Origin of the sequence: Aquibaculum sediminis (genome assembly GCF_040712085.1) — a bacterium.
Taxonomy (GTDB): domain Bacteria; phylum Pseudomonadota; class Alphaproteobacteria; order Kiloniellales; family DSM-21159; genus Aquibaculum; species Aquibaculum sediminis.
In genome coordinates this window covers 363,299-384,639 of the sequence record NZ_JBFCVK010000002.1, presented here as the reverse complement: position 1 = coordinate 384,639, position 21,341 = coordinate 363,299, and the positions used below count along the sequence as shown (strand labels likewise).

The 21,341-nt window shown below is 66.9% G+C and carries 19 protein-coding genes; 4 read left to right on the top strand and 15 right to left on the bottom strand.

The features are described from left to right. The 15 genes from ABZ720_RS04465 to ABZ720_RS04395 form a co-directional block, all read right to left on the bottom strand. Positions 1-1,146 carry a thiolase family protein gene (locus ABZ720_RS04465; protein ID WP_366554227.1) on the bottom strand — a complete coding sequence of 382 codons (1,146 nt, stop codon included), beginning with the start codon at positions 1,144-1,146 and terminating at the stop codon, positions 1-3. Next, complete coding sequence (locus tag ABZ720_RS04460) at positions 1,143-3,020, bottom strand: TRAP transporter permease (protein ID WP_366554225.1); 1,878 nt, start codon at positions 3,018-3,020, stop codon at positions 1,143-1,145. Before ABZ720_RS04460 ends, ABZ720_RS04465 begins: the two co-directional genes overlap by 4 nt. A 50-nt stretch (positions 3,021-3,070) precedes the next feature. Then, positions 3,071-4,042, bottom strand: a complete 972-nt coding sequence (locus ABZ720_RS04455; protein WP_366554223.1) for a TAXI family TRAP transporter solute-binding subunit — start codon at positions 4,040-4,042, stop codon at positions 3,071-3,073. Next, positions 4,035-4,877 (bottom strand): IclR family transcriptional regulator, encoded by an 843-nt coding sequence (locus ABZ720_RS04450; RefSeq protein ID WP_366554221.1) that lies wholly within the window; start codon positions 4,875-4,877, stop codon positions 4,035-4,037. Before ABZ720_RS04450 ends, ABZ720_RS04455 begins: the two co-directional genes overlap by 8 nt. Positions 4,878-5,010: 133 nt before the next feature. Beyond that, a complete protein-coding gene (locus tag ABZ720_RS04445; protein ID WP_366554219.1) occupies positions 5,011-6,099 on the bottom strand; it encodes an NAD-dependent epimerase/dehydratase family protein in 1,089 nt (362 codons plus the stop codon). Positions 6,100-6,130: 31 nt separating this feature from the next. Continuing rightward, positions 6,131-7,180 (bottom strand): cyclase family protein, encoded by a 1,050-nt coding sequence (locus ABZ720_RS04440; protein WP_366554217.1) that lies wholly within the window; start codon positions 7,178-7,180, stop codon positions 6,131-6,133. Between the two features lie 22 nt (positions 7,181-7,202). Next, positions 7,203-7,913 (bottom strand): ABC transporter ATP-binding protein, encoded by a 711-nt coding sequence (locus ABZ720_RS04435; protein WP_366554215.1) that lies wholly within the window; start codon positions 7,911-7,913, stop codon positions 7,203-7,205. Then, positions 7,910-9,613, bottom strand: a complete 1,704-nt coding sequence (locus ABZ720_RS04430; RefSeq protein WP_366554213.1) for a branched-chain amino acid ABC transporter ATP-binding protein/permease — start codon at positions 9,611-9,613, stop codon at positions 7,910-7,912. The genes ABZ720_RS04435 and ABZ720_RS04430 overlap by 4 nt, the downstream gene beginning before the upstream one ends. A gap of 17 nt (positions 9,614-9,630) precedes the next feature. Then, positions 9,631-10,503, bottom strand: a complete 873-nt coding sequence (locus ABZ720_RS04425) for a branched-chain amino acid ABC transporter permease (protein WP_366554211.1) — start codon at positions 10,501-10,503, stop codon at positions 9,631-9,633. A gap of 71 nt (positions 10,504-10,574) precedes the next feature. Next, on the bottom strand, positions 10,575-11,714 hold the full coding sequence (locus ABZ720_RS04420) for an ABC transporter substrate-binding protein (RefSeq protein WP_366554210.1): 1,140 nt from the start codon (positions 11,712-11,714) through the stop codon (positions 10,575-10,577). A 411-nt stretch (positions 11,715-12,125) separates the two neighbouring features. Continuing rightward, the gene (locus ABZ720_RS04415) at positions 12,126-13,286 is read right to left on the bottom strand and encodes an acyl-CoA dehydrogenase family protein (protein WP_366554208.1); all 1,161 of its coding nucleotides are present in this window, start codon (positions 13,284-13,286) and stop codon (positions 12,126-12,128) included. Positions 13,287-13,289: 3 nt separating this feature from the next. After that, complete coding sequence (locus tag ABZ720_RS04410) at positions 13,290-14,156, bottom strand: MaoC/PaaZ C-terminal domain-containing protein (RefSeq protein WP_366554206.1); 867 nt, start codon at positions 14,154-14,156, stop codon at positions 13,290-13,292. 3 nt (positions 14,157-14,159) lie between these two features. After that, positions 14,160-15,071, bottom strand: coding sequence for an SDR family NAD(P)-dependent oxidoreductase (locus tag ABZ720_RS04405; RefSeq protein ID WP_366554203.1), 912 nt, complete (start codon positions 15,069-15,071; stop codon positions 14,160-14,162). A gap of 24 nt (positions 15,072-15,095) precedes the next feature. Beyond that, positions 15,096-16,274, bottom strand: coding sequence for a thiolase family protein (locus ABZ720_RS04400; RefSeq protein WP_366554201.1), 1,179 nt, complete (start codon positions 16,272-16,274; stop codon positions 15,096-15,098). Continuing rightward, positions 16,271-16,669: a Zn-ribbon domain-containing OB-fold protein gene (locus ABZ720_RS04395; RefSeq protein ID WP_366554199.1), complete on the bottom strand. Its 399-nt coding sequence runs from the start codon at positions 16,667-16,669 to the stop codon at positions 16,271-16,273. Before ABZ720_RS04395 ends, ABZ720_RS04400 begins: the two co-directional genes overlap by 4 nt. A 224-nt stretch (positions 16,670-16,893) precedes the next feature. Between ABZ720_RS04395 and ABZ720_RS04390 the strand changes: the two genes are divergently transcribed. The 4 genes from ABZ720_RS04390 to ABZ720_RS04375 are packed head-to-tail and all read left to right on the top strand — an operon-like array spanning position 16,894 to position 21,308. After that, positions 16,894-18,054 carry an acyl-CoA dehydrogenase family protein gene (locus tag ABZ720_RS04390; RefSeq protein WP_366554197.1) on the top strand — a complete coding sequence of 387 codons (1,161 nt, stop codon included), beginning with the start codon at positions 16,894-16,896 and terminating at the stop codon, positions 18,052-18,054. A gap of 58 nt (positions 18,055-18,112) precedes the next feature. Further along, a complete protein-coding gene (locus tag ABZ720_RS04385; RefSeq protein WP_366554195.1) occupies positions 18,113-18,787 on the top strand; it encodes a TetR-type transcription factor C-terminal domain-containing protein in 675 nt (224 codons plus the stop codon). Continuing rightward, positions 18,784-20,115: a phenylacetate--CoA ligase family protein gene (locus ABZ720_RS04380; RefSeq protein WP_366554193.1), complete on the top strand. Its 1,332-nt coding sequence runs from the start codon at positions 18,784-18,786 to the stop codon at positions 20,113-20,115. Before ABZ720_RS04385 ends, ABZ720_RS04380 begins: the two co-directional genes overlap by 4 nt. Beyond that, a complete protein-coding gene (locus tag ABZ720_RS04375; protein ID WP_366554191.1) occupies positions 20,112-21,308 on the top strand; it encodes a CaiB/BaiF CoA transferase family protein in 1,197 nt (398 codons plus the stop codon). Before ABZ720_RS04380 ends, ABZ720_RS04375 begins: the two co-directional genes overlap by 4 nt. Positions 21,309-21,341: the final 33 nt, after the last annotated feature.

Here is a 21,341-nt window from a genome sequence, read left to right as displayed (position 1 = left end):
TCACTCCCGGGTCAGAACCAGGCTGACGTGCGAAGAAAGCACGCCGCCGTCACCATGAACGAAACCCACCTCCAGCGGGCGGTCGATCTGACGCTCCCCGGCGCCGCCGCTCATCTGGCGCACCACCTCCGCAAGATGCGCCATCCCGCCAGCCACACCAGAGTGCCCGAAGGAGAGCAGCCCGCCGTGGGTGTTGAGCGGGAGGGGGCCGTCGGGCTCGAAATGCCCCTGCCGCGCCAACGCCGCAGCCTGCCCGCGCGCGGCGAAGCCGATCTCCTCCAAGAGGATGGTCACCGTGATGGTGAAGGAGTCATAGACGCCGGCCACCTGTACGTCGGAGACCGAGAGACCAGCCTGCTCGAAGGCCTGCTGTGCCGCGGTCGCCCCGCCGAAGGCGTCCAGGCTCGGGGCAGCGCTGATGTGCTGGTGTGTGTGGGCCTGTCCGGCGCCGGCGAGGCGCACGCCTTTGGCACGGCCTTCGTCCGCCGTGACCAGGACCGCAACGCCACCATCTGAGATGGGGCAGCAGTCCATCAGCTTCAGCGGCGAAGCGATAGGGCGGGAGGCCATGACATCGGCCACCGTGATGGGATCGCGCAGCTGCGCGCCGGGATGCCGGCCGGCATTGCGGCGCATCAGCACCGCCATCTCCGCCAGGTCTTCCTCGCTGATGTCGTAGGCACCCATGTAGGCAGACGCCAGGAGGCCGTAGTAGCCCGGTATCGTCGCGCCGAAAGGCACCTCGAACTCGGCATGACCGACCTGGGCCAGGGTCTGAATGGCGCTGTCACGGCCGCCGGGGTTGGTCAGCCGGTTCTCCCCCGCCACCACCAGCACGTTGCGGCACTGCCCGCTTTCCACCAGCAGTTTGGCCAGCATCACCAGGGCACAGCCCGTCGCCCCGCCGAGCTGGATAGCGTGGCAGTAGCGCGGCGAAAGCCCAAAGTGTTCGGCAAACAGTGTCGCCAGCATGAGATGCGGCATGGCGGTGGAGTAGCCGGTCAACAAGCCGTCTATCTCACCGCGCTCGAAACCGCCATCGGCAAGCGCCGCGGCCGCCGCCTGCGACATGAGATCGAGACTGTCCCGCCCCTCGAGATGGCCAAAAGGCGTATCGCCGACCCCGGCGATCCAGGCCTGCTTCATGGATTGGCTCCTTTAACGGACTTTGCATTCTTGCTGCGGCGGTCACTCAGCCAGGCGATCAGCAACGCAGATCCAATCAGTGCGAGACCGATGAGATCGCTACTGGCCTCGGGATACAGGGTCATCAGAGCGCCGGCCGCGAGCATGAGCCGCGACAGCCATCCCAGTCGGGCCATCGCGTAGCCGATGATCGCCGATGCCAGTGCCATCACGCCGATGATCGCCGTGCTCAGGGAGAGCAGAATCTCGCCGATGCCACCCCGCAGCAGCAGAACCGGGTCGGTCACGAACATGAAGGGCACGATGAAGGCGGGCAAGGCGATCGCCAGCGCCTTCCAACCTGTCTGCGCAGGGTTGCTGTCGGCAATGGCCGAAGCCGCATAGGCGGCCACCGCAACCGGCGGCGTCACGTTGCCAAGGATGGCGAAGTAGAAGACGAAGAGGTGAGCGGCAACCGGATCGACGCCAAGTCGCACCAGCGCCGGAATCGTCACCCCTACCTGGACGAGATAAGCGGCCACCGTGGGCAGGCCCATGCCGAGGATCAGCGAGGAAAACATGGTCAGCACCAGCGCGCCTGCCACCGAGGCACCGGCCACATTGATGATGGTGCTGTTGATCGTGATTCCCAGGCCGGTAAGGCTGAGCACCCCGACGATCAGGCCGGACGCGGCACAAGCCACCGCGACCGGTCCGATCGCTTTGCCCGCCGCCACTGAACCGTCGATGATCCAGCGCGGCAGCGCGAGCGCGCCTCGCCGGAACAGGGCATAGAAGACCGCCACGACCAGCACCGCTCCCACGCCGTAGAGTCCGGCGCGCATCGGCGAGAAGACGAAGACCGAATAGGCAATGACAGCGATGGGAAGCAGATAGAGCCCCCCTTCGCGCAAAGCCCCGGCAACCCGCATGGCTGGAGTGCCACCGGCAATGCCCGTACGCACCGCTTCAAGGTGCACGGCCATGAAGATACCAATATAGAACAGCAAGGCCGGGACCAGCGCCGAGAGCGCGATCTCGCCATAAGGGCGCCCCACGAACTCGGCGATGACAAAGGCCGTTGCGCCCATGACCGGCGGCATGAGCTGCCCGCCCGAAGAAGCGGCTGCCTCCACGGCGCCGGCAAAGTGCGGCCGGTAGCCGTTGCGCTTCATCAGGGGAATTGTGATGGCGCCGGAGGTGACCACGTTGGCCACCGCCGATCCACTGATCGTGCCCATCATCGCGGAGCCAACGACTGCCGCCTTGGCAGGTCCGCCGCGCAAACGGCCCGTCAGGGCCATTGCAAGATCGATGAAGAACTTGCCGCCGCCGCAGCGATCCAGCACGGAGCCGAAGAAGACGAAGAGGAAGATGTATGTGGCGGAAACCCCCAGCGGAATGCCGAACACACCTTCCTTGGTGTAGAAGAGATGGTCCAGAGTCCAGCTCAGGCCGAAGCCGCGATGGCCCAGCATGCCCGGCAGGTACTGGCCGAAGGCCGCATAGGCAAGAAAGGCGATGACAATCAGTCCGAATGCCACGCCCAGGGTCCTGAAGGCGATCACCAGCAAAGCGATGATTCCCAGCAGAGCCAGAATGATCGAGACCTCGTCAAGCGGCGTCACGTAGGCCATGCGGCTGGCATAGTGCGCGCCCTGCCAGACATTGTGGGCCAAGACGCCGACCAGCACCACGCAGGCGCCCAGCAGGCTCCAGCGCCAGGCGCGGCTCATGCCACGGTCCAGCAGTGTCGCGGCAAAAAGCACCACGGTGACGAGCAGCAGGTGACCGCTGCGCTGCGTGAAGCTTTCGAACACTCCGAAGAATCCGGAGTAGAGATGAAAGGCCGCAAGCGTCAGGCTCGCCACCACCAGAAAGCCGCGAAGAATCATGGAGTGAACGCCCCGGCGTTGCCGCCGGGGCGCCTTTCAGTCAGATACGATCACTCGTCGTGCGGCAGATCGGCACCTTCGTAGAAGGCCTTCGCACCGGGATGGAGCGGTGCACCGAGACCGCTGCCGGCACTGTCCGGCCCGAAGCCGCGCAGGGCAGCATTGACCGCATGCAGTTCATCCGCGTTCTCGACAACCGCGCGCGTGATCGCCTCGACCAGATCGTCGGGCATCTCGGAGTTGGCGATCAAAACGGCATTAAGGCTGATAGCGAGGGCGTCCTCTTCCTGCCCCTGATAGGTCCCGGCAGGAATGTTGTAGGACACGTAACCGGAGTTGCGCTCCTGCAAGGTATCGATGATCTCTTGATCCACAGGAATCATGCGCACGCCCGAACCCAGGGCCACTTCCGCGATGGCTGCAGCAGGTACGGAAATGATCGCCGTGAAGACGTCCAGATGGCCGTCCTTCATCTGCATGGACGCATCGGCATAAGAGAGGCGTTCGACCCGCCCCATGTCCTCATAGCTGAGGCCATAGAGTTCCAGGACCGTCTGGGTCATGACATCCGTGGAGCCGCCAACGACACCGGGATTGATGACCTTGTCGGCGAAGTCCTCGACGGTCTCAATGTCGCTGTCAGCCCGCACCGCCATCTGATAGGGCGAGGGGTAGAAGTTCATGATGCTGCGGAAGTTTTCCTGCGGGCCATTGAAGGCCTCGCCCACGCCTTCCAGCGCTTCCGCATTGGTCGTGGAAAGCGACATGGCAATGTCGTACTGCCCGGAATTGGTGCCGATAATGTTGGCGACGGTCACGCCGTTGACGACGTTGACGCGCGTGCCTTCGACTTCCCGTTCGATGATATTCGCCACCGCGGTCGCCAGCGGATACCAGGTGCCGCCTGACGGACCCGATGCAAAGGTGATCTGCTGCGCCGCAGCCGCCTGGGCCATGAAGGCCGATGCCGCCAAGGCTGCCGCGGCAACCCCCATGCGCAGTCCTGTTGAATGCTTAACCATGATGTGTTCCTCCCACATTTAGGGTTCTGGTGGATGATGTTTCCTGGGGCACGGGAACGCTGTGGCCGTCCTGCCCGGCTGCACGCAACCCGGCTTCCACCCGGCTGCGGCATTCCTGTAGAGTCGCAATCGCCAACTGCCGGCGTTCGCCGGCCAGGCGCTCGCTCAATGCCGCGACGCTGAGTGCGGCGACCGGCAAGCCATCACGGTTGAAGCAGGGAATACCGATCCCCGTCATGCCCGAGACGACGAGATCCCTGACTTCGGTGAAGCCATCCCGCCGCGCCGCGGCCATCAACGCGCGCAGGCTCGCTTCGTCATAGTCTGGATAGGCGGCGCGGCGTGCCTGCGTGGCATCCAGGGCCAGTTCCACTTCCGCATCCGGCAGCCAGGACAGCAGCGCAAGACTCCCCGCACCGATGCCCAACGGGCGCCGGCTGCCCACATCCAGCGACAGGGCCTGGATCGCGTACCAACCCACCTGTCGATCGAGACAAAGCGAGTCGAAACCGCTGCGCACGGATAGGAAGGCGACTTCGCCCAGAACGTCGGAAAGCTGGGACAGGGCGGGCCGGGCGACCGCACGCAGCCGAACCGAACTGGCCGGCGCGCCGAGCAATCTGCGAAAGCCCTCATGCACGCGATAGCGTCGATCAGAGCGGCGCTCGAGGACTGCTTCTCCCACGAGACAGTTCAGCAGGCGGGCCGCAGACGCTTTGTGCAGATCGAGCGAGACGGCAACGTCGGACAGGCGCAATCCGGACTCTCCAGCGCTGGCCACCGCTCGCACAACGGCCATCGCTCGTCCGATGCTCTGTATGGTTTCCGACGACACCCTCAGCACCACCCTGTCTCGCCTGTCGAGACATCACGCTAGGGAAGAAGCGTGATTAGCTCAACAAAATTCCACAGGGATCTTAGAGTGAGTCAAAAAGTATCGTATCTCGATACTTTCTGACTCAGCTGCATCACCCCGGCAGCAGGCGCTCGCGCTGCATGCGTTGCAGCCACCAGGCCAAAGCGTCTTCGGTGTCCAGGCAGTCATGGAAGCCGTGGCTGCGGATCTTGATGGTGCTCAGTGACTGCGGCGTCGGGTTGGCATGACCGTGGCCGAAGGTGCGGTCGGTGAAGGCCCAGGAACTGCCGACCAGACGCTGCAGCGAGGGCTCCACAAGCCCGTGTTCGGCCGCGATCTCCGCCCAGAGGCCTTCCTGCTTGGGCATTTCGGTTTCCAGGCGCTGGGCCTCGGGCACGGGCGCGTACTCCATGCCGAAAACCTCGGCCACGCGCGGGAAGAGGTGCTGCCAGACCAGGGCATCGCCGTTGTGGAGGTTGTAGGTCTCATTGGCCGCCACCGGCGCTTCGGCGGCCCAGGCCATGGCCCGGGCGACGAGGCGGGAGTCCGTGGCCTCATTGACCCGCTCGCCCGTGCCGCCGGGGAAGGCCAGCGGCAGGCCCTGCTTGCGGCGCAGTGCGGCGTAGGCGCCGATGGCCGCAACCGCGTTCATCGGGCTGCCGTGGGCAAAGCCCAGCACCGCCTGCGGCCGGAAGATCGTGAAGCTCCAGTCCTTGCCCTGCTGGCGCGCGCGGATCCAGTCCTCCTGCAGCCAGTAGAAGTTCTCGTGCGGATGGCGCGGCCAGCGTTCCTTGGTGGGCACCGGCGCCGGCTCGATGTGCACACCATAGGCCTTGGCCCCCTGCAGCAGGGAGACGTGCTGCAGCTTCGGCGCAGCGGCCTCGAGCGGTTCCAGCAGGTTCTGCAGCATGATCAGATTGACCGCCATCTGCTCCTTGTCGCGCCAGCCGGCGATCAGGTCCGGCTTCTCGTAAAGTGCGGCATAGACCACATGGGTCACGTCCGACAGCGACCCGAAGGCCGCCTCGCAGGCGGCCCGGTCGGTCAGGTCGACGGAGAGAAAGCGCGCCTTGGTGGGGAAGTTGGGCGCGCGGCGCGACACGCTGATGACGTCCCACTCGCCCAGGCTCTCGAAGTGCTCGACAGCGGCTCGGCCGAGCAGGCCCAGCGCACCGGCCACCAGAACGGTCTTGCGGCTCATCCTTTGGCTCCCTTCCTCGCAGTGTTCGCGATCACACCGTGGCGACCGGCTGGGCCGGCGAGCCCACCGCGCCGGGCAGGCGCAGCGGCGGTGCGGTCAAGAAGAAGCGGTTGCGCTGGTTGTCACGCAGCCAGGCGGCAAGCTCGCTCAGGTACCAGAGCTCGCCCAGGTGGATGCCCAGCTTGAAGAGGCAGAGCTCATGCAGCGGCAAGGCGGCGTGCCGCCCCTCGCCCGGCGCGGAGGGGTAGTCCTCCACCGCATAGTTGTCGGCGATGATGCAGGCGACACCGCTGTCGGCGATCCACTGCTGCAGCCGCTTGTCCCGCCCGTCCAGGGCCGCACAGGAGCGGTTCAGCCGCTCCAGGTCAGGCTTGCGCTGCATGCCCAGGATGACGTCGGCGAAGCCGGTGTGCAGGCAGAGCAGGTCGCCCTCCTCCACGCTCACGCCGTCGGCCTCCATGACGCGCATGAGCGTGTCGTAGTCAACCCTGGTGCGCTCATCGCCGAGATGGTGACGCAGATCGACCAGCACACCGCGGCCCTGCACCACCTTGGCGGCCATCTTGTCGATGCCCAAACGCTTGGCTTCAACGCCTTCAAAGGGCGAACAGGCGCCCGATTCGGCATGCTCATGGGCATTGGCCGGGCCGATCACGTCCTCGCCGCCACGCCAGCCGTTGTAGTAGACGACCTCCGCCTCGCCGTCGCCATCAGCGTCGAAGAGCGCGCCGACGTGGCTGAGCGCGTCCCACTGGCTGGAATACTGGGTGTGGAGCAGCACCGCATCGTCGCTGATGACGTCGGTGAAGGGCGCCTCTTCCCAGGTCAGGGGGTAGTTGTAGTTCGGCTTGCCCTCGCGCACCGTCGCGAAGCGCCGTGGCGGATGGCGGCGCGGGTTGAGCAGATTGCCACCGGGATAGTCCAGCGGCAGCGACAGGCAGAAGGTCCGCCCCTCCCGGACCTCGCCGACCGCGCGCTTCACCCGCTCGGGCGTGAGCAGGTTGAGGCGGCCCAGTTCGTCGTCCGGGCCGAAGTCACCCCAGTTCGAACCCTCCGGACGATTCTTCCAACGTTGGGTCATGATTTGCTTCCTTCCTCTCGGCTCAGAAGAGCTGCATCAGCTTGACGTGGTCCTGCAGCGGCTCCGGCGCGCCCTCGTAGACCACCTCCCCGGTCTTGATCACCGCGGCACGGTGCGCGATGGGCAGGGACAGGGGCACATTCTGCTCAATGATCAGGATCGAGGTGCCGAAGCGCTGGTTGATCTCGGTGATGCTGCTCATCACCCGCTCCACCAGATTGGGCGCCAGCCCGATCGAGGGCTCGTCCAGGATCAACACCCGCGGCTCGTGCATCAGCGCCATGCCGATGGCCAGCATCTGCTGCTGGCCGCCGGACAGGGTGCCCGCGGTCTGGCTCGCCCGCTCCTTGAGGATCGGAAAGAGGCCGTTGATCTGCTCCAGGCGCTGCGGCAGCACCGACTTGTCGGGCTCGACGAAGCCGCCAAGTTCCAGATTGTCGCGCACCGACAGGCTGCGGAAAATGCCGTGGCCCTGCGGCACGAAGGCAATGCCGTTGGCCACGTTGGCGGCGGGCTTGCGCCCGGTGATCTCCGTGCCCTCGTAGAAGACCTGGCCGGACATCGGCGTCATCAGGCCGAAGAGCGCCCGCACGAAGGTGGTCTTGCCCGCCCCGTTGTGCCCGAGGATCAGCAACACCTCGCCCTTGTTGAGGGTCAGGCTGACGCCGTTGACGATCTGCTTTTTGCCGTAGCCGGCACAGAGATCGCGCGCTTCCAGGATCGCCGTGCTCATTTGAAGTACCTCTCGGCGAGTTCCGGATCGTTCATCAGTTCGTTGGGCGTGCCCACCGCCATGGTGTGCCCCTCATCGAGGAAGTAGACGGTGTCGCAGAGCGATTTGATGACGTCCAGATTGTGCTCGATGATGCAAATCGTCTTGCCCTCTTCCGCCAGGCGGCGGATCACCGGGAAGATCTCCTGCAGCGCATTGCCGTCGAGGCCGGAGAGCGGTTCGTCGAACAGCAGCACTTCCGCCCCCGTGGCCAAGAGACGCGCCACCACCAGCAGCTTCTCCTCGGCGTAGGAGAGGTTCTCCGCCCGCTCGTCGGCCTTGTCCTCCAGCCCGACGAAGCGCAGCACCTCCATGGCCCGTTCGGCGTTCTCGCGTTCCTCGCGCGCCACCTGGCGCGGTGCGAAGTAGGCCTTGAACACATTGTCCCCGGACTGGCGCGGCAGGGCCACCACCACGTTCTCCAGCACCGTCATCTTGGTGAAAAGCCGCAGGTCCTGGAAGGAGCGAGCGACGCCGGCGCCAACGATCTGATGCGGCTTGAGCCCGGCGATCGACTTGTCCTTGTAGCGGATCTCGCCCCTGTCCGGCTTGAGGAAGCCGGTCAGGAGATTGAAGGCGGTGGTCTTGCCGGCACCGTTCGGCCCGATCAGGCCGGTCACCTGACCGCGCCGCATGACGATGTCGAAGCCCGAAACCGCCGTGATGCCGCCGAAGGACTTGTGCAGGCCGCGGCCTTCCAGGATGGGCTGGGCATCCGCGCTGCCTTCGGCGCTCAGCAGGGTTTTCTGCGCCATGCCTTGAGACCCGCCGGCCGTGGCCGTGGCCGTGACGCTGCGCGATTGCGGCTCCGGCAGGATGCCTTCGGGACGGATGCGCAGGATCAGGATCAGCAGGGCGCCATAGATCACCAGCCGCGCCTTGTCCGCGATGTCCACCGGCATGTTGATGAACTTCAGGGCCTCGGGCAGTCCCACCAGCACCAGGGCGCCCACAACGGAACCCCAGAGATTTCCGGTGCCGCCAAGGATCACCATGGCCAGGATGTAGATCGTCTCGTCGATGGTGAAGCCGTCGGGGCCCACATAGTTGAAGTAGTGGGCGTAGAGGCCGCCCGCGATCGACGCCAGCCCGGCGGCAAACGCGAAAACGGTCAGCTTCATGTAGACGAGGTCCTTGCCGCAGGCCTGGGCGGCGGAGGCGTTTTCGCGCATCGCCCGCAAGGCCCGCCCGAAAGGCGAGTGAGCCAGCCGCCAGGCGATCCAGAAGCAGCCCGCGGCAAAAACAATGGCCAGCGGCAGGAAGGTCCCCGGAGAGGACAAGCGTCCGCCGAAGATCGTGATGTTGGGAATGCCCGCGATGCCGTCGCCGCCCCCGGTCAGGCCGCGCCAGTTCAGGATCACCTCGACCACGATGATCTGCAGCGCCAGGGATATGATGACAAGATACTCGCCCGACACGCGGATCGCCGGCAACGCGACCAGAACGCCAACTGCGGCCACGAAGGCCACACCCGCGATCAACGGGATGGGAAAGGGCACCCCCAGGCTGGTGGTCAAGATCGCCGTGACATAGGCACCCAGAGCATAGAAGGCGGCATGGGACAGGGCAAAAAGCCCCGCAAAACCAATCAACAGATTGAAGGATGTCGCCAGGATCACATAGAGCGACGCCATGACGAGAATGTGTAGGATATAGTCCATTGCTGCGGCGTTCCCCCTTACCGTCGCATCGCTGCGCCGAAGAGGCCCTGGGGCCGCAACAGCACCACCAGGAAGAGCAGCATGAAGGCGATGGAACTCTGCCATTCCGTGGGAATGCGCAGCATGCCCAGACTCTCCACCATGCCCAGAGCAAACCCGCCGAGCACCGCGCCCTTGATGGATCCGATGCCGCCGACGATGACGGCGACGAAGGCCATGAAGACGGCAAGGAAGCCCATGTGCGTGGTGGCGCCGTCCTTGAGCAGGATCAACACGGCCGAGGGGGCGGAGATGGCCGAGCCGATGGCGAAGACCAGGATCGCCACCTTGCGGGTGTCGATGCCGATGACCCGGGCCATTTCGGGATTGTCGGTCATGGCCAGCACGGCCTTGCCATAGCTGGTCCAGCGCAGGAAGACGGCCAGCGCCCCGCCGAGCACCACCAGGACCACCACTTGCCAAATGTGAATGGTGGTGAAGAAGACCGGGCCCATGAAGTGGATGCCGTTACTGAATTCCCGCACCACCCGAACGCCGGAGCCGAAGATGATGCCGACCAGGTTCTCCAGCACGATGTAGAGGCCGAGTGAGGCGATCAGCGGCACGAGGTGGGGCGCCTGGCGCTTCTCGAAGGGCTCGTAGAGCAGCACGTAGCTGCCCACACCCAGCAGCACGGCCGCCAGTATGGCGATCAGCAGAGCCACCGGGATCGGCAAGCCCAGCATCGCTGCCGAGTACCAGGCCATATAGGCCGCCACCGTGAAAATCGGGCCGTAGGCGAAGTGCACGATCCGTGTGGTGGCGAAGATGATGCCGAAGCCGACGCCGAGCAGCGCGTAATGGCTGCCGGTGATGACTCCGTTGACGAGAAGCTGCAGGGCGAGATCCATCGCGCAGGCTCCGAGGTAGGAGGCACCCGGAGCAGCCTTTGGCCGCTCCGGGTGCGGTCAAGCAGAGGGGTTTATTCGAGGTCCAGGTACCGCTGGAACTCGCTCTCACCGTCCTGGATCTGGAAAAGGGCAACGCGCTTCTGGGCGACGCCGTTATCCTGGAAGGTCATCTCGCCGCCGTAGACGCTAGGATAGGTCGGCTGCTCGTGGATGATGCGCGCAAGGTTGGCACCATCGTAGTAGTCGCCGCCTTGGGCCCGGGCGCGGCGGATCGCTTCCGCAATCAGGTAGACGCCTTCATAGTAGTTGGCTGCGTAGAACTCCGGATCTTCGCCGTAGCGCTCGCGATAGGCTTCCTGGAAGCGCTGCGACCAGTCGTCGGTCGGGGTGAAGTAGTCGGAGGTGTAGTAGTAACCCTCCATGTGATCGCCGCCGATCTCGGCAACGTCGGCGGTGTACTCCACGCCGACCACCGGCACGTCGATGCCGAACTCCCGCGCGCGGCGCATGGCCATGCCGGGATCCGGGCTGAAGAGCCAGAGCGCCAGGAAGTCCGGATCGGCGGAGCGCATCTTGGCGATCTGGGTGTCGATGTTGGTCGCACCCTGGTCCATCCACTCGGTCGCGACCACTTCGCCGCCCAGCTCTTCCCAATAGGGCTCGACCTCGGAAATGATGCTTTCGCCGGCGTCAGTGCGCCATGCGATCTGCGCCATGCGACTCCAACCCTCATCGTCGGCGAAGCTCACCGCGGCACGTCCCAGATCCGAGGCCAGCGAGCGGTTGTGGAAGAGGTTATCGGAGATACCGACCATGGCGGTGCTGACACCGCCGCCGTTGACCACAAGAATGCCCTGCTCGTCGGCGATGGGGGCGATGGCGATGGTGGGCGGCGAGAAGGATGAGAAGACCGCCTGCACGTCGTGCATGTTGATCAGGCGGTTGATCGCATTCACGCCCTCGCGGGCGATGCCGCTCTTGTGGTCCTCGAAGACCGCTTCCAGGGGGATGCCGTCGATGCCGCCCTCGGCGTTGATCTCCTCGACCGCCAGTTCGATGCCGGCGCTCATGACCTTGCCGTACCAGTCACCGCTGCCGCTCATCGCCAGGATGGCGCCAATGGTGAACTTTTCCGGATCCTCGGCACGGCTGTCCGCGGCGGCGAAGGCCACCAGACTGGCTGCTGCCAGTCCAAGCAATTCACGTCTCATAACTCGTTCCTCCAGTGCAGTTGCGATTGTTTGGGGTCAAAGGACGGCTTCTCCGGCCGCCTGTGTCCGGCATCGTGAAGCGATGCGCTGTCGGGAAAGGGATGAATACGGCAAGGCTTGGCCGTGGGACTGAGAGAGGGTGGGCTCAGACAGGGCGGGCCGGGACAGGGCGCATCCCAGGACTGCTGGTATCGTCAGGGCGACAACTTCCGCAGGACGTCTCACGCTGCCTCCCCCCTCTTCGACACAGAATCTTTTGGTTCTGATGTGTGATGCATCACATCGCCGGGTAGGTCGGCTGTCAACAGCGCCGAGCCAGCCGCACGGCCTCGGCCAAAACAGGCACGCGCGGACCAGGCAGCTGCAGACCGGTGCGGGAACAGTGTCGTCATCCTACCCCCCACGACAGCATCAGCGTCGCTGATCGAAGCGGCGGCCGACCAGGCCGGCAGCGATGTTGATCTTCTGGATGTCGACGGTGCCGCCGGCGATGCCCCAGCCCCAGGCGTCGCGCAGGCGCTGCTCCATGCCGTACTCCTTGGCATAGCCGTAGCCACCCATGAGCTGCACCCCGGCACCGGCCACCTCACGCACCATCTCGTTGGCGAAGCACTTGGCAACGGCCGCCTGCTGCGCCTCGGGAAAGCTGCCGGGCGGCACGGCCGCGGCGCGGTGAATCAGGAGCCGGCTGGCTTCCACTCTGGTCGCCATCTCGGCCAGGCGGAGCTGCACCGCCTGGAAGTCCACGATGGGCTTGCCGAACTGCTCGCGATCCTGAACGTAGTCCAGAACCTGCTCCAGCGCCCCGGCGGCGAGACCCAGCGACATGGTGGCGTTGCCGCAGCGCTCCAGGTTGAAGGCCTGCATCAGCTTGCCGAACTCTCCGGCGTCGGCCAGCAGATGACTGCGCGGCACCCGCACCTCCTCCAGGGTCATGTCGGCGCTGGGAATGCCGCGGAAGCCCATCAACCGCTCCTGCGGCCCGAAGCTTAGGCCCGGCGTCTCGCGGTCGACAAAGACCGCGCCAACCCCCTTGGCGCCCGGCGCGTCGGAGAGGCGACAGAAGACGACATAGCCCTGGGAGTGCCCGGCGCCGCTGCACCAGCGCTTGCTGCCGTTGATGACGATCTCGTCACCCTCAATCCGTGCGCGGGTGCGCAGGTCAGTGAGCGCCGTGCCGGCGTCCGGTTCGGACATGGAGATGGCCACGATCATCTTCCCGGCCACCACCTTGGGCACCACCCGTTCGCGCAGCTCGGGGCTGCCGAAACGCTCGACAATGCGCACCGGCCCGGTGCAGGCCTCGAAAACCGGGAAGGCAACCGCGGCCGAGACCTTGGCAAACTCCTCCAGCACGATCAGCGCATCCAGATGCCCGGCCCCGGCGCCGCCAAAGGCCTCACCTGTGTTCAGCCCAAGGAAACCCAGCTCGGCATAGCGCTTCAGCCAGTCGGACGGCACCGGCTCCGCCGCCTCCTCCACCTGGCGGGCCAGCGCCGGCAGTTCCTCCCGCGCGAAGCGGCGGGCGGTGTCCTGCAGCATGCGCTGCGTGTCGTTCAGGGTGAAATCCACTGGCTAGTCTCCTGTCGCCACGGCCGCACGGCCGTTGTCCAGCACCACCCGCTCCCCGACCCGGGCCCGGAAAGCGTATGTGCCCGCCTCGTCGAGCCGCCAGATGTCGGTCTCGATGGTCTCTCCCGGATAGACCGGTTTCGAAAAGCGTCCATTCATGGCCGAAAGCGCCTGCGGACGCTCCGGGCAGAGGCTGCGCACCAGCGCGCGGCAGACGATGCCGAAGGTCGCCAGGCCATGCAGGATCGGCTTCTCGAAGCCCGCCTTGCGCGCCACGGCGGGATCAGCGTGCAGCGGGTTCCGGTCGCCGGAAAGGCGATAGATCAAGGCGGACTGGGGGGAGGTGGCCAAGGCAACCGTTTCATCGGGCGCACGCTCCGGGAGCGGCGCGGGCTTGGCCGCAGTCACGCTGGGACCGCCGAAGCCGCCATCGCCGCGACAGAAAAGGGTCTGGGTCGCCGTGGCCAGCAGGTCGCCGGCGGGATCGGTCAGGCGCCGCTCCACATAGACCAGCGCACCACGGCCCTCGCCCTTGTCGATCACCTCGACCACGCGGCTCTTGCCGCGCACCTCGCCGCTGGCCGGCAGCGGACGATGCAGGCGCAAGCCCTGCTCCCCGTGCACCACCCGCACCCAGTCGATGCCACTGTCCAGATCGCGGGCCCAGAAGCCGGGATGGCCGAGCACCGTGCCGAAGGACGGCAGCACGGCGAAGCCCCCTTCCTCGTAGACGAAGGGCAGATCGGCCTCGTCCAGCGGGTCCAGCCCGGCGCCGCAGCCCAGCGCATAGAGGATCGCCTGGTCCGGCCCGTAGCTCTGCCGAACCTCGGGAATGTCCAGGGCGAGGAGGTGATCGCGGTCGATGGCCATGGCTCAGACCGGATCCCAGGTGAAGACTTCGGCCGAGCGCTCCAATGGCACAAGCGAGGGCCCGATGGCGCCGGGCAGCATTTCGGCCACCCCTTCCGGGGTCCAGCCCTCGCCGCGGTGAATCACACGCAGCGGCCGCGGCTGGCTCATCAGGAAGATCTCGTTGTTGCGCACCGCGAAGATCTGCCCGCTCACCTCCTTGGCCGCATCGGAGCCGAGGAAGACCACCAGCGGCGCGATCTTCTCCGGCGTCATGCGCTTGAGCTTCTCGACGCGCACCTTGTCGGCTTCCGTCTCGGTCGGGATGGAGGAGATCATCCGGCTCCAGGCGAAGGGCGCAATGCAGTTGGACCGCACGCCGAAGCGCTGCATGTCCATGGCGATACCGCGCGACAGGCCGACGATGCCCATCTTCGCCGCCATGTAATTGGCCTGACCGAAGTTGCCGATCAGCCCGGAGGTGGAGGTCATGTGCACGTAGCTGCCGCTGCCCTGCTCGCGGAAGATTGGCGCGGCGGCGCTCGACACATTGAAGGAGCCGTTGAGGTGAACCGCGATGACCGATGTCCAGTCTTCCTGGGTCATCTTGTGGAAGATGCGGTCGCGCAGGATGCCGGCATTGTTCACCACCAGGTCGAGCCGGCCGAAGGTGTCGCGTGCCGCGGCCACGAGCCGCGCCGCACCCTCGGGCTCGGCAACGCTGTCGCTGTTCGCCAGGGCCTTGCCGCCGGCCGCCTCGATCTCGGCCACCACGGCCGCAGCCGCGCCCTCGTTCTCGCTGGCACCGGTCAGGCTGACGCCGATGTCGTTGACCACCACGGCAGCACCGGCCTGCGCCAGCCCCATGGCCAGCGCCCGGCCGACCCCCTGCCCGGCACCGGTCACCAATGCCACCTTGCCGTCGAGCATGCCCATCGATGGAATCTCCTTACGTCTCGGTTATAGCGCGGCGGCTGTGCCGAAGATCGCCGTCGCCTGCGAGGACAGCACACCGCCGTTGCCATGCGCCAGCGCGACCTCCACGTCCATCACCTGGCGCTCGCCCGCCTGGCCGCGCAGCTGCTCCACCGCCTCGATCATCGGGAAGAGGCCATACATGCCTGGATGATTGCAGGAGAGGCCGCCGCCATTGGTGTTGACCGCCAGGCGCCCGCCCGGCGCGATACCCCCCTCCTCGACGAAGCGCCCGCCCTCGCCCTTGGGGCAAAAGCCCAGGTCCTCGAGGAAGAGCAGCGTGTTGATGGTGAAGGCGTCATAGAGCTGGGCCATGGGGATGTCCTTCGGCCCCAGCCCGGCCATGGCATAGGCCTGCTGCCCCGAGTCCACCGCACAGGTCGTCGTGAGATCGGGCATGTTGGCGATCTGCCGGTGGCTGAGCGCCGCGCCGACCCCCAGCAGATAGACCGGCGGTGCCGGCAGGTCCTTGGCACGCTCCGCGGAGACCAGGATCAGGGCCCCACCGCCATCGGTCACCAGGCAGCAGTCGGCACGGGTGAGCGGATCGCTGACCGGGCGCGAGGCCAGCACCTCCTCGCGGGTCAAGGGCTCGCGCTTGAAGGCCGCGGGGTTGCGCTGAGCCCAGGCCCGCGCCGCCAGGGCCACCTCGGCCAGCTGCTCGCGCGTTGTGCCGTACTCATGCATGTGGCGCGCCGCCGCCAGGGCGTAGGAGCTGATGGGATAGAGCGGCTTGTAAGGGGCTTCCGCCGGCTGCGGGTCGGGCAGCGAGACCAGCTTGCCGCCGGCACTGCGCTGATTGCTGCCGTAGCAGATCAAGGCCACGGAGCAGAGCCCGGCCTCGATGGCCAGCAGTGCCGAGCGCACATGCCCGAAGAAGGAGGAGCCGCCGACCATGGAGCCGTCGAAGTAGCGCGGCCGCAGGCCCAGCCGCTCGGCGACGTTCAGCAGCGGAAAACCACTCACCGAAAGCGTGCAGAAAAGGCCGTCCACATCCTGCTTGCGCAGCCCGGCGTCGCCCAGCGCCAGATGCACCGCCTCGCCCAGTTGGTCGAAGGCGCTGCGCCCCGGTGCATCCCAGCGCTTGGTGTTGCCGATGCCGGCGACGGCCACCTTGCCGCGGAGGTGGCGTCCGCTCTCGCCTGTGCTCGTGGGCGCGCTCATGCCTGCACCCCCGCAGGTCGGAAGATGTGATGGGCTTCGCCTTCGGCCGGCTGCACCACCTCGGCGACGACCGCCATGCCGATGCACACCGCGTCGGGCGCCACGCCCTCGACCCGGCTCATCACCCGCGCGCCCTCCTCCAGGTCGACCAAGGCCACGCAGTAGGGGGCGTCACGCCCCGGGCCGCTGCGAACCACGGTCACCGAGTAGACCGTGCCCCGCCCGCTGGCACGGCGCCAGGTCAGGTCCGGCGCGCCGCAGCCCGGGCAGAGCACAACCATCTGGGCCGTCACGGCGGAGCAGGCCGTGCAGTGCTGCAGCTGCAGTTCCCCTGCCGCCAGGAACTCCCGAAACCGGACGTCCGGTCCAGGACCTTCGAATGCCGCCTCTGTCACCTGGCCCTCCCGCTTGTCGGCCGTGCCTGTTGCGGAGAAGGCTACATACCCATTGGGATGTTTCGCAACAGCAAAAGTGATCCTGCCTTCACAATCCATTTTATATATGTAATTTCAATATATTAGAAATCACAAACCGTCCCAAGAGACAGAATGCTTGACATACCTGTGGGTAGGAATTCCTAATCGTCCCGAGACACAATCCTGACGCGGGAGACGCCCCCATGGCGGTAATCTGGGAACCGGAGCTCAATGCCGAGGCACAGAAGTGGCGTGCAGTGGCCGATGACCTCAGCCGGGAGCACTGCGCCCCCCTGGCTGAGGAGCTGGATCGCGAGCAGCGCTACCCCTGGGAGACGATCCCGCGCCTGGTGGACAGCGGGCTGGCCGGATTGTTCCTGCCCCGGGAGCATGGCGGCCAGGGCGCCAGCCTCACCGCAACCGTGTCGGTGGTCGAGCGCATCGCGGAAGACTGCGCCTCCACCGCCGCCATCCTCTGCGCCTACCAGCTCGGAGCCTTCCCGCTGCTGCTCGCCGGCACGCCGGAGCAGAAGGATCTCTACCTCCGCGCCATGGCCGAAGGCACCGCCACCAGCTTTGCGCTGAGCGAGCGCACCGCCGGCTCGGACCCGGCGGCCATGGCCACCACCGGCGTCGAGGAAGGCGAGGGCTGGCGCCTGCGCGGCGAGAAGTTCTGGATCGGCAACGGCGGTGCCTCGCGCTACTACGTGGCCTTCGTGAAGACCGACCCTGAGGCCGGCGGGCGCGGCATCACCGCCTTCATGGTGGACAAGGAAGCCGAGGGCGTCAGCGTCGACCACCTCTCCGACAAGATGGGCATCCGCGGCACCCAGACCTCCAACCTGCGCCTCGACACCCTGGTGCCACAAAACGCCCAGGTGGGCGAGCGCGGCCGGGCCCTGCGCCTGGCGCTGAAGACCCTCAACGTCGGCCGCATCATGGTCTCGGCGCAGTCCCTGGGTCTCGCGATCGGCGCCTTCCGCGAAGCCGCAGCCCGGGCCGTCAGCCGGCAGACCTTCGGCAAGGCGATCATCGACAACCAGGGCATCGCCTTTCCCCTGGCCGACGTCGCCACCCAGATCACCGCCGCACGCCTGCTGCTCTACCGCGCCGCCGAGGCCTACGACCGCGGCGAGGACGTGCAGGTGATCGGCGCCCAGGCGAAGCTCTTCTGCTCCGAGGTGGCGCACAAGGCCGCCGACGTGGCGATGCAGGTCTGGGCCGGTGACGGCTACTGCAAGCCTTCCAAGGTGGAGCGCCTCTACCGCGACCAGCGCATCCTGGAGATCTACGAGGGCACCTCGGAGATTCAGCGCTTGGTGCTGGGCCGCGCCATCCGCAGCGAGGTGGAGGCCAAAGGGTGACGCCGGCCGCTGCAGCCTCGTGGCCGAAGTCCGGAACGGGAAGCGCGTTGCGCCTGCCATGAACTCGGCGAAACGCAAAAGCGAGTCGCGTGCCGGCAGCCGAAGCCATGGACGCGACCCCGAGTCCTCGCGCCGGGAGATCCTCGAGGCCGCGGCCGAGGTCTTCATGGAGTACGGCTACGCCGCCACTTCCTTGGACCATGTGGCCGAGCGCCTCGGCGCCACCAAGGGGCGGGTCTATCACTACTTCCCCAGCAAGGCCGACCTCTTCCTGGGCATCCATCAGGGCGCCATGGAGACGCTCATCGCCACGGTCGCGCCGCTGCTGGAAGGACCGGGCACAGCGGCCGAACGGCTCCACGCCATGGCCATGGCCCATGCGCGCATGCTGATGACGCGCAGCCCGGAGCAGAAGGTGGCGGTGGGCAAGCTGGAACGCCACCTGCTGCGCGGCGCCACCGCCCGGCACCAGCACACCCTTCAGGCCATCGTGCGACTGCGCGATGACTATGAGCAGCTCTTCGCCGAGGTGCTGAGCGAGGGCATGCGCGAGGGCGACTTCGCGGTGCAGCCACCGCGCCTGGCAACCAAGCCGGTTCTGGGGGCACTCAACTGGCTCACCGTGTGGTATCAACCCCGTCGCGGTGAAAGCTCGGAAGATATTGAGATCATTGCCCGCATGATCGCGGATTTCGTGGTCAAGGGCCTGCGCAAGGGAGAGCCGCTGCCATGACCGACGCCCCCCGCCCCCATTCCGAAACGGTCTGGGACGCGGCCGAACTCTGGCCGCGCGAGCGCATCGAGGCCCATCAGCTCGAGCGGCTGCAGGCCCAGGTGGCCCGGCTTGCGACCGACAGCCCCTTCTATGCCCGCCGCTTCCGGGAGATCGGTTTTGCGCCCGGTGACCTGCGCTCGCTCGACGACCTGCGCAAGCTGCCGGTCACCCGCAAGCAGGACTACCTCCAGGGCCTGGAAACCGCCCCGCCCTGGGGCGAACTGCTGGCCGTGGACCCAGCCGAAGTGGTGCGGGTGCATTTTTCCTCTGGCACCACCTCGCAGCCCACCCCGGCCTGCTGGACCGCCCATGACCTGGACCGCTGGACGGACCTCTACGCCCGCTACCTCTATGCGCAAGGGCTGCGCCGCACGGACGTCTTCCAGTGCCTCTTCAGCTACGCCTGGTTCGTCGGCGGCCTGGGCGCCACCGCGGCGGCCACGGCCGTTGGCGCCACGGTGATCCCCGGCGGCAGCGGCGACAGCAAGCGCCAGGTGGAATCGATCTTCCGCTTCGGCACCACGGCGGTGATCGGCACGCCCTCCTTCCTCGCCCACCTGGTGGAGGTGGCGACGGAAATGGGCCACGACCTGCGCCAGTCCCCGGTGCGCATGCTCTGCCTGGGCGGCGAGCCCGGCGCCAGCATCCCGGCGACCCGCGCGCGCCTGGAGGAGGCCTGGGGCGCCAAGACCTTCGACTGCTACGGCAGCCTGGAAAGCCAGCCCATCGGCTGGGACACGGCGGCGCAGAGCGGGCCGACGCTGGCCGAGGATTTCATCTACGCCGAAATCCTCGATCCCGAAACGATGGAGCCGGTGCCCGACGGCGAGCGCGGCGTGCTGGTGGTCAGCCACCTGGACAAGCAGGCAGGCCCGCTCTTGCGCTGGTGGACCGGAGACATCGTGGTGCGCGACAGCCGCCCGGCCCCGGACGGGCGCACCCATGCCCGCCTGCCGGGCGGGGTGCTGAGCCGGGCCGACGACATGCTGATCGTGCGCGGGGTCAATGTCTTTCCCACTGCCATCGAGGACGTCATTCGCTCCCACCCCGGCGCCACGGGCGAGTACCGCATCATCGTCGACGACAGCCTGAAGGACCCGGCCACCGGCTTCCTCACCGGCCTCAAGCTCACGGTGGAGGCCCAGCCGGACGCGCCGCAGGACTTCGGCGCCCATCTGGCAGCGCGCATCCGCGACCATCTCACCGTACGCGCCGCCGTCGAGGTGGTCGAAGCCGGCAGCCTGCCCCGGGCGGTGCACAAGGCGAAGCGGCTGCTGCGGTCATGAGCGGCGCGCTGGACGGCATCAAGGTCCTCGACCTCTCGCGCATCCTGGCCGGGCCCTGGTGCACCCAGACCCTGGCCGATCTCGGCGCCGAGGTCTGGAAGGTGGAGCATCCCGAACGCGGCGACGACACCCGGAGCTGGCGGCCGCCGGAGATCGGCGAACTCTCCACCTACTTCCTCTGCTGCAATCGCAGCAAGAAGAGCCTGGCCATCGACATCGCCAAGCCCGAAGGCGCCGAACTGGTCCGCCGCCTGGCCGCAGAGGCCGACGTGGTGGTGGAGAACTTCCGCCTCGGCGCGCTGGCCCGCTACGGCCTCGATTGGGAGAGCCTGCGCGCGGTCAACCCGCGCCTGGTCTACTGCTCGATCTCCGGCTACGGCCGGGAAAGCCCGCGCGCGGCCGAACCCGGCTATGACTTCGTGATCCAGGCGGAAAGCGGCCTGATGGCCATCACCGGCGAGGCGGATGGCCAGCCCATGAAGCTGGGCGTGGCGATCTGCGACCTGCTTTCGGGCATGAACGCGACCCAGGCGATTCTCGCCGCCCTCATTGCCCGCGGCCGCACCGGCGAGGGGCAGCACATCGACATCTCGCTGCTGGATTCCGCCGTGGCGGCACTGGCCAACGTCGCCAGCGGCCACCTCGGCACCGGCCGCGAGCCCAAGCGCTACGGCAACGCCCACGCCACCGTCGTGCCCTATCAGCTCTTTCCCACCAGCGACGGGGAGATCGCGCTGGCCGTGGGCAACGATGCGCAGTTCCGCAAGCTCTGCGAGGTGGTGATCGAGCGCCCGGAACTGGCCGATGATCCGCGCTATGCCACCAACCGCGCCCGGGTTCTGAACCGCCAAAGCCTGATCCCGGCCCTCAACGAGGCCTTCCAGCAGTTCGACACCGCCGACTGCCTACAGCGCCTGCGCGCCGCCGGCATTCCCGCCGGCACGGTGCGCAGCGTCTCGGAGGTCTTCGAGGCGCCGGAAGTGCTGGCCCGCGGCCTGCGCCAGGTGGCCGACAAGGCCGGCCTCGGCCCCCTGCCCCTGCCCGGCTCCCCCCTGAAACTCAGCGGCACCCCAATCCGCCCAGCAATCGCCCCACCCGACCTGGGCGAGCACACGGAGGAGGTACTGGGGGAAATCCTAGGCCTCGACGCGGAAGCCGTGGCAGGGTTTCGCGAGGCGGGGGTTGTGCGCTAGGGCGGTGGCGCCAGCGATCCGATCTATCTTTTA

What these genes read in the sequence shown, in the direction of transcription:
- ABZ720_RS04375 (WP_366554191.1), top strand. Translation starts at nt 20,112, where the DNA reads ATGAGCGGCGCGCTGGACGGCATCAAGGTCCTCGACCTCTCGCGCATC.
- ABZ720_RS04425 (WP_366554211.1), bottom strand. Translation starts at nt 10,503, where the DNA reads ATGGATCTCGCCCTGCAGCTTCTCGTCAACGGAGTCATCACCGGCAGC.
- ABZ720_RS04440 (WP_366554217.1), bottom strand. Translation starts at nt 7,180, where the DNA reads ATGACCCAACGTTGGAAGAATCGTCCGGAGGGTTCGAACTGGGGTGAC.
- ABZ720_RS04465 (WP_366554227.1), bottom strand. Translation starts at nt 1,146, where the DNA reads ATGAAGCAGGCCTGGATCGCCGGGGTCGGCGATACGCCTTTTGGCCAT.
- ABZ720_RS04435 (WP_366554215.1), bottom strand. Translation starts at nt 7,913, where the DNA reads ATGAGCACGGCGATCCTGGAAGCGCGCGATCTCTGTGCCGGCTACGGC.
- ABZ720_RS04420 (WP_366554210.1), bottom strand. Translation starts at nt 11,714, where the DNA reads ATGAGACGTGAATTGCTTGGACTGGCAGCAGCCAGTCTGGTGGCCTTC.
- ABZ720_RS04405 (WP_366554203.1), bottom strand. Translation starts at nt 15,071, where the DNA reads ATGGGCATGCTCGACGGCAAGGTGGCATTGGTGACCGGTGCCGGGCAG.
- ABZ720_RS04430 (WP_366554213.1), bottom strand. Translation starts at nt 9,613, where the DNA reads ATGGACTATATCCTACACATTCTCGTCATGGCGTCGCTCTATGTGATC.
- ABZ720_RS04455 (WP_366554223.1), bottom strand. Translation starts at nt 4,042, where the DNA reads ATGGTTAAGCATTCAACAGGACTGCGCATGGGGGTTGCCGCGGCAGCC.
- ABZ720_RS04400 (WP_366554201.1), bottom strand. Translation starts at nt 16,274, where the DNA reads ATGAGCGCGCCCACGAGCACAGGCGAGAGCGGACGCCACCTCCGCGGC.
- ABZ720_RS04380 (WP_366554193.1), top strand. Translation starts at nt 18,784, where the DNA reads ATGACCGACGCCCCCCGCCCCCATTCCGAAACGGTCTGGGACGCGGCC.
- ABZ720_RS04410 (WP_366554206.1), bottom strand. Translation starts at nt 14,156, where the DNA reads ATGGCCATCGACCGCGATCACCTCCTCGCCCTGGACATTCCCGAGGTT.
- ABZ720_RS04385 (WP_366554195.1), top strand. Translation starts at nt 18,113, where the DNA reads ATGAACTCGGCGAAACGCAAAAGCGAGTCGCGTGCCGGCAGCCGAAGC.
- ABZ720_RS04390 (WP_366554197.1), top strand. Translation starts at nt 16,894, where the DNA reads ATGGCGGTAATCTGGGAACCGGAGCTCAATGCCGAGGCACAGAAGTGG.
- ABZ720_RS04460 (WP_366554225.1), bottom strand. Translation starts at nt 3,020, where the DNA reads ATGATTCTTCGCGGCTTTCTGGTGGTGGCGAGCCTGACGCTTGCGGCC.
- ABZ720_RS04445 (WP_366554219.1), bottom strand. Translation starts at nt 6,099, where the DNA reads ATGAGCCGCAAGACCGTTCTGGTGGCCGGTGCGCTGGGCCTGCTCGGC.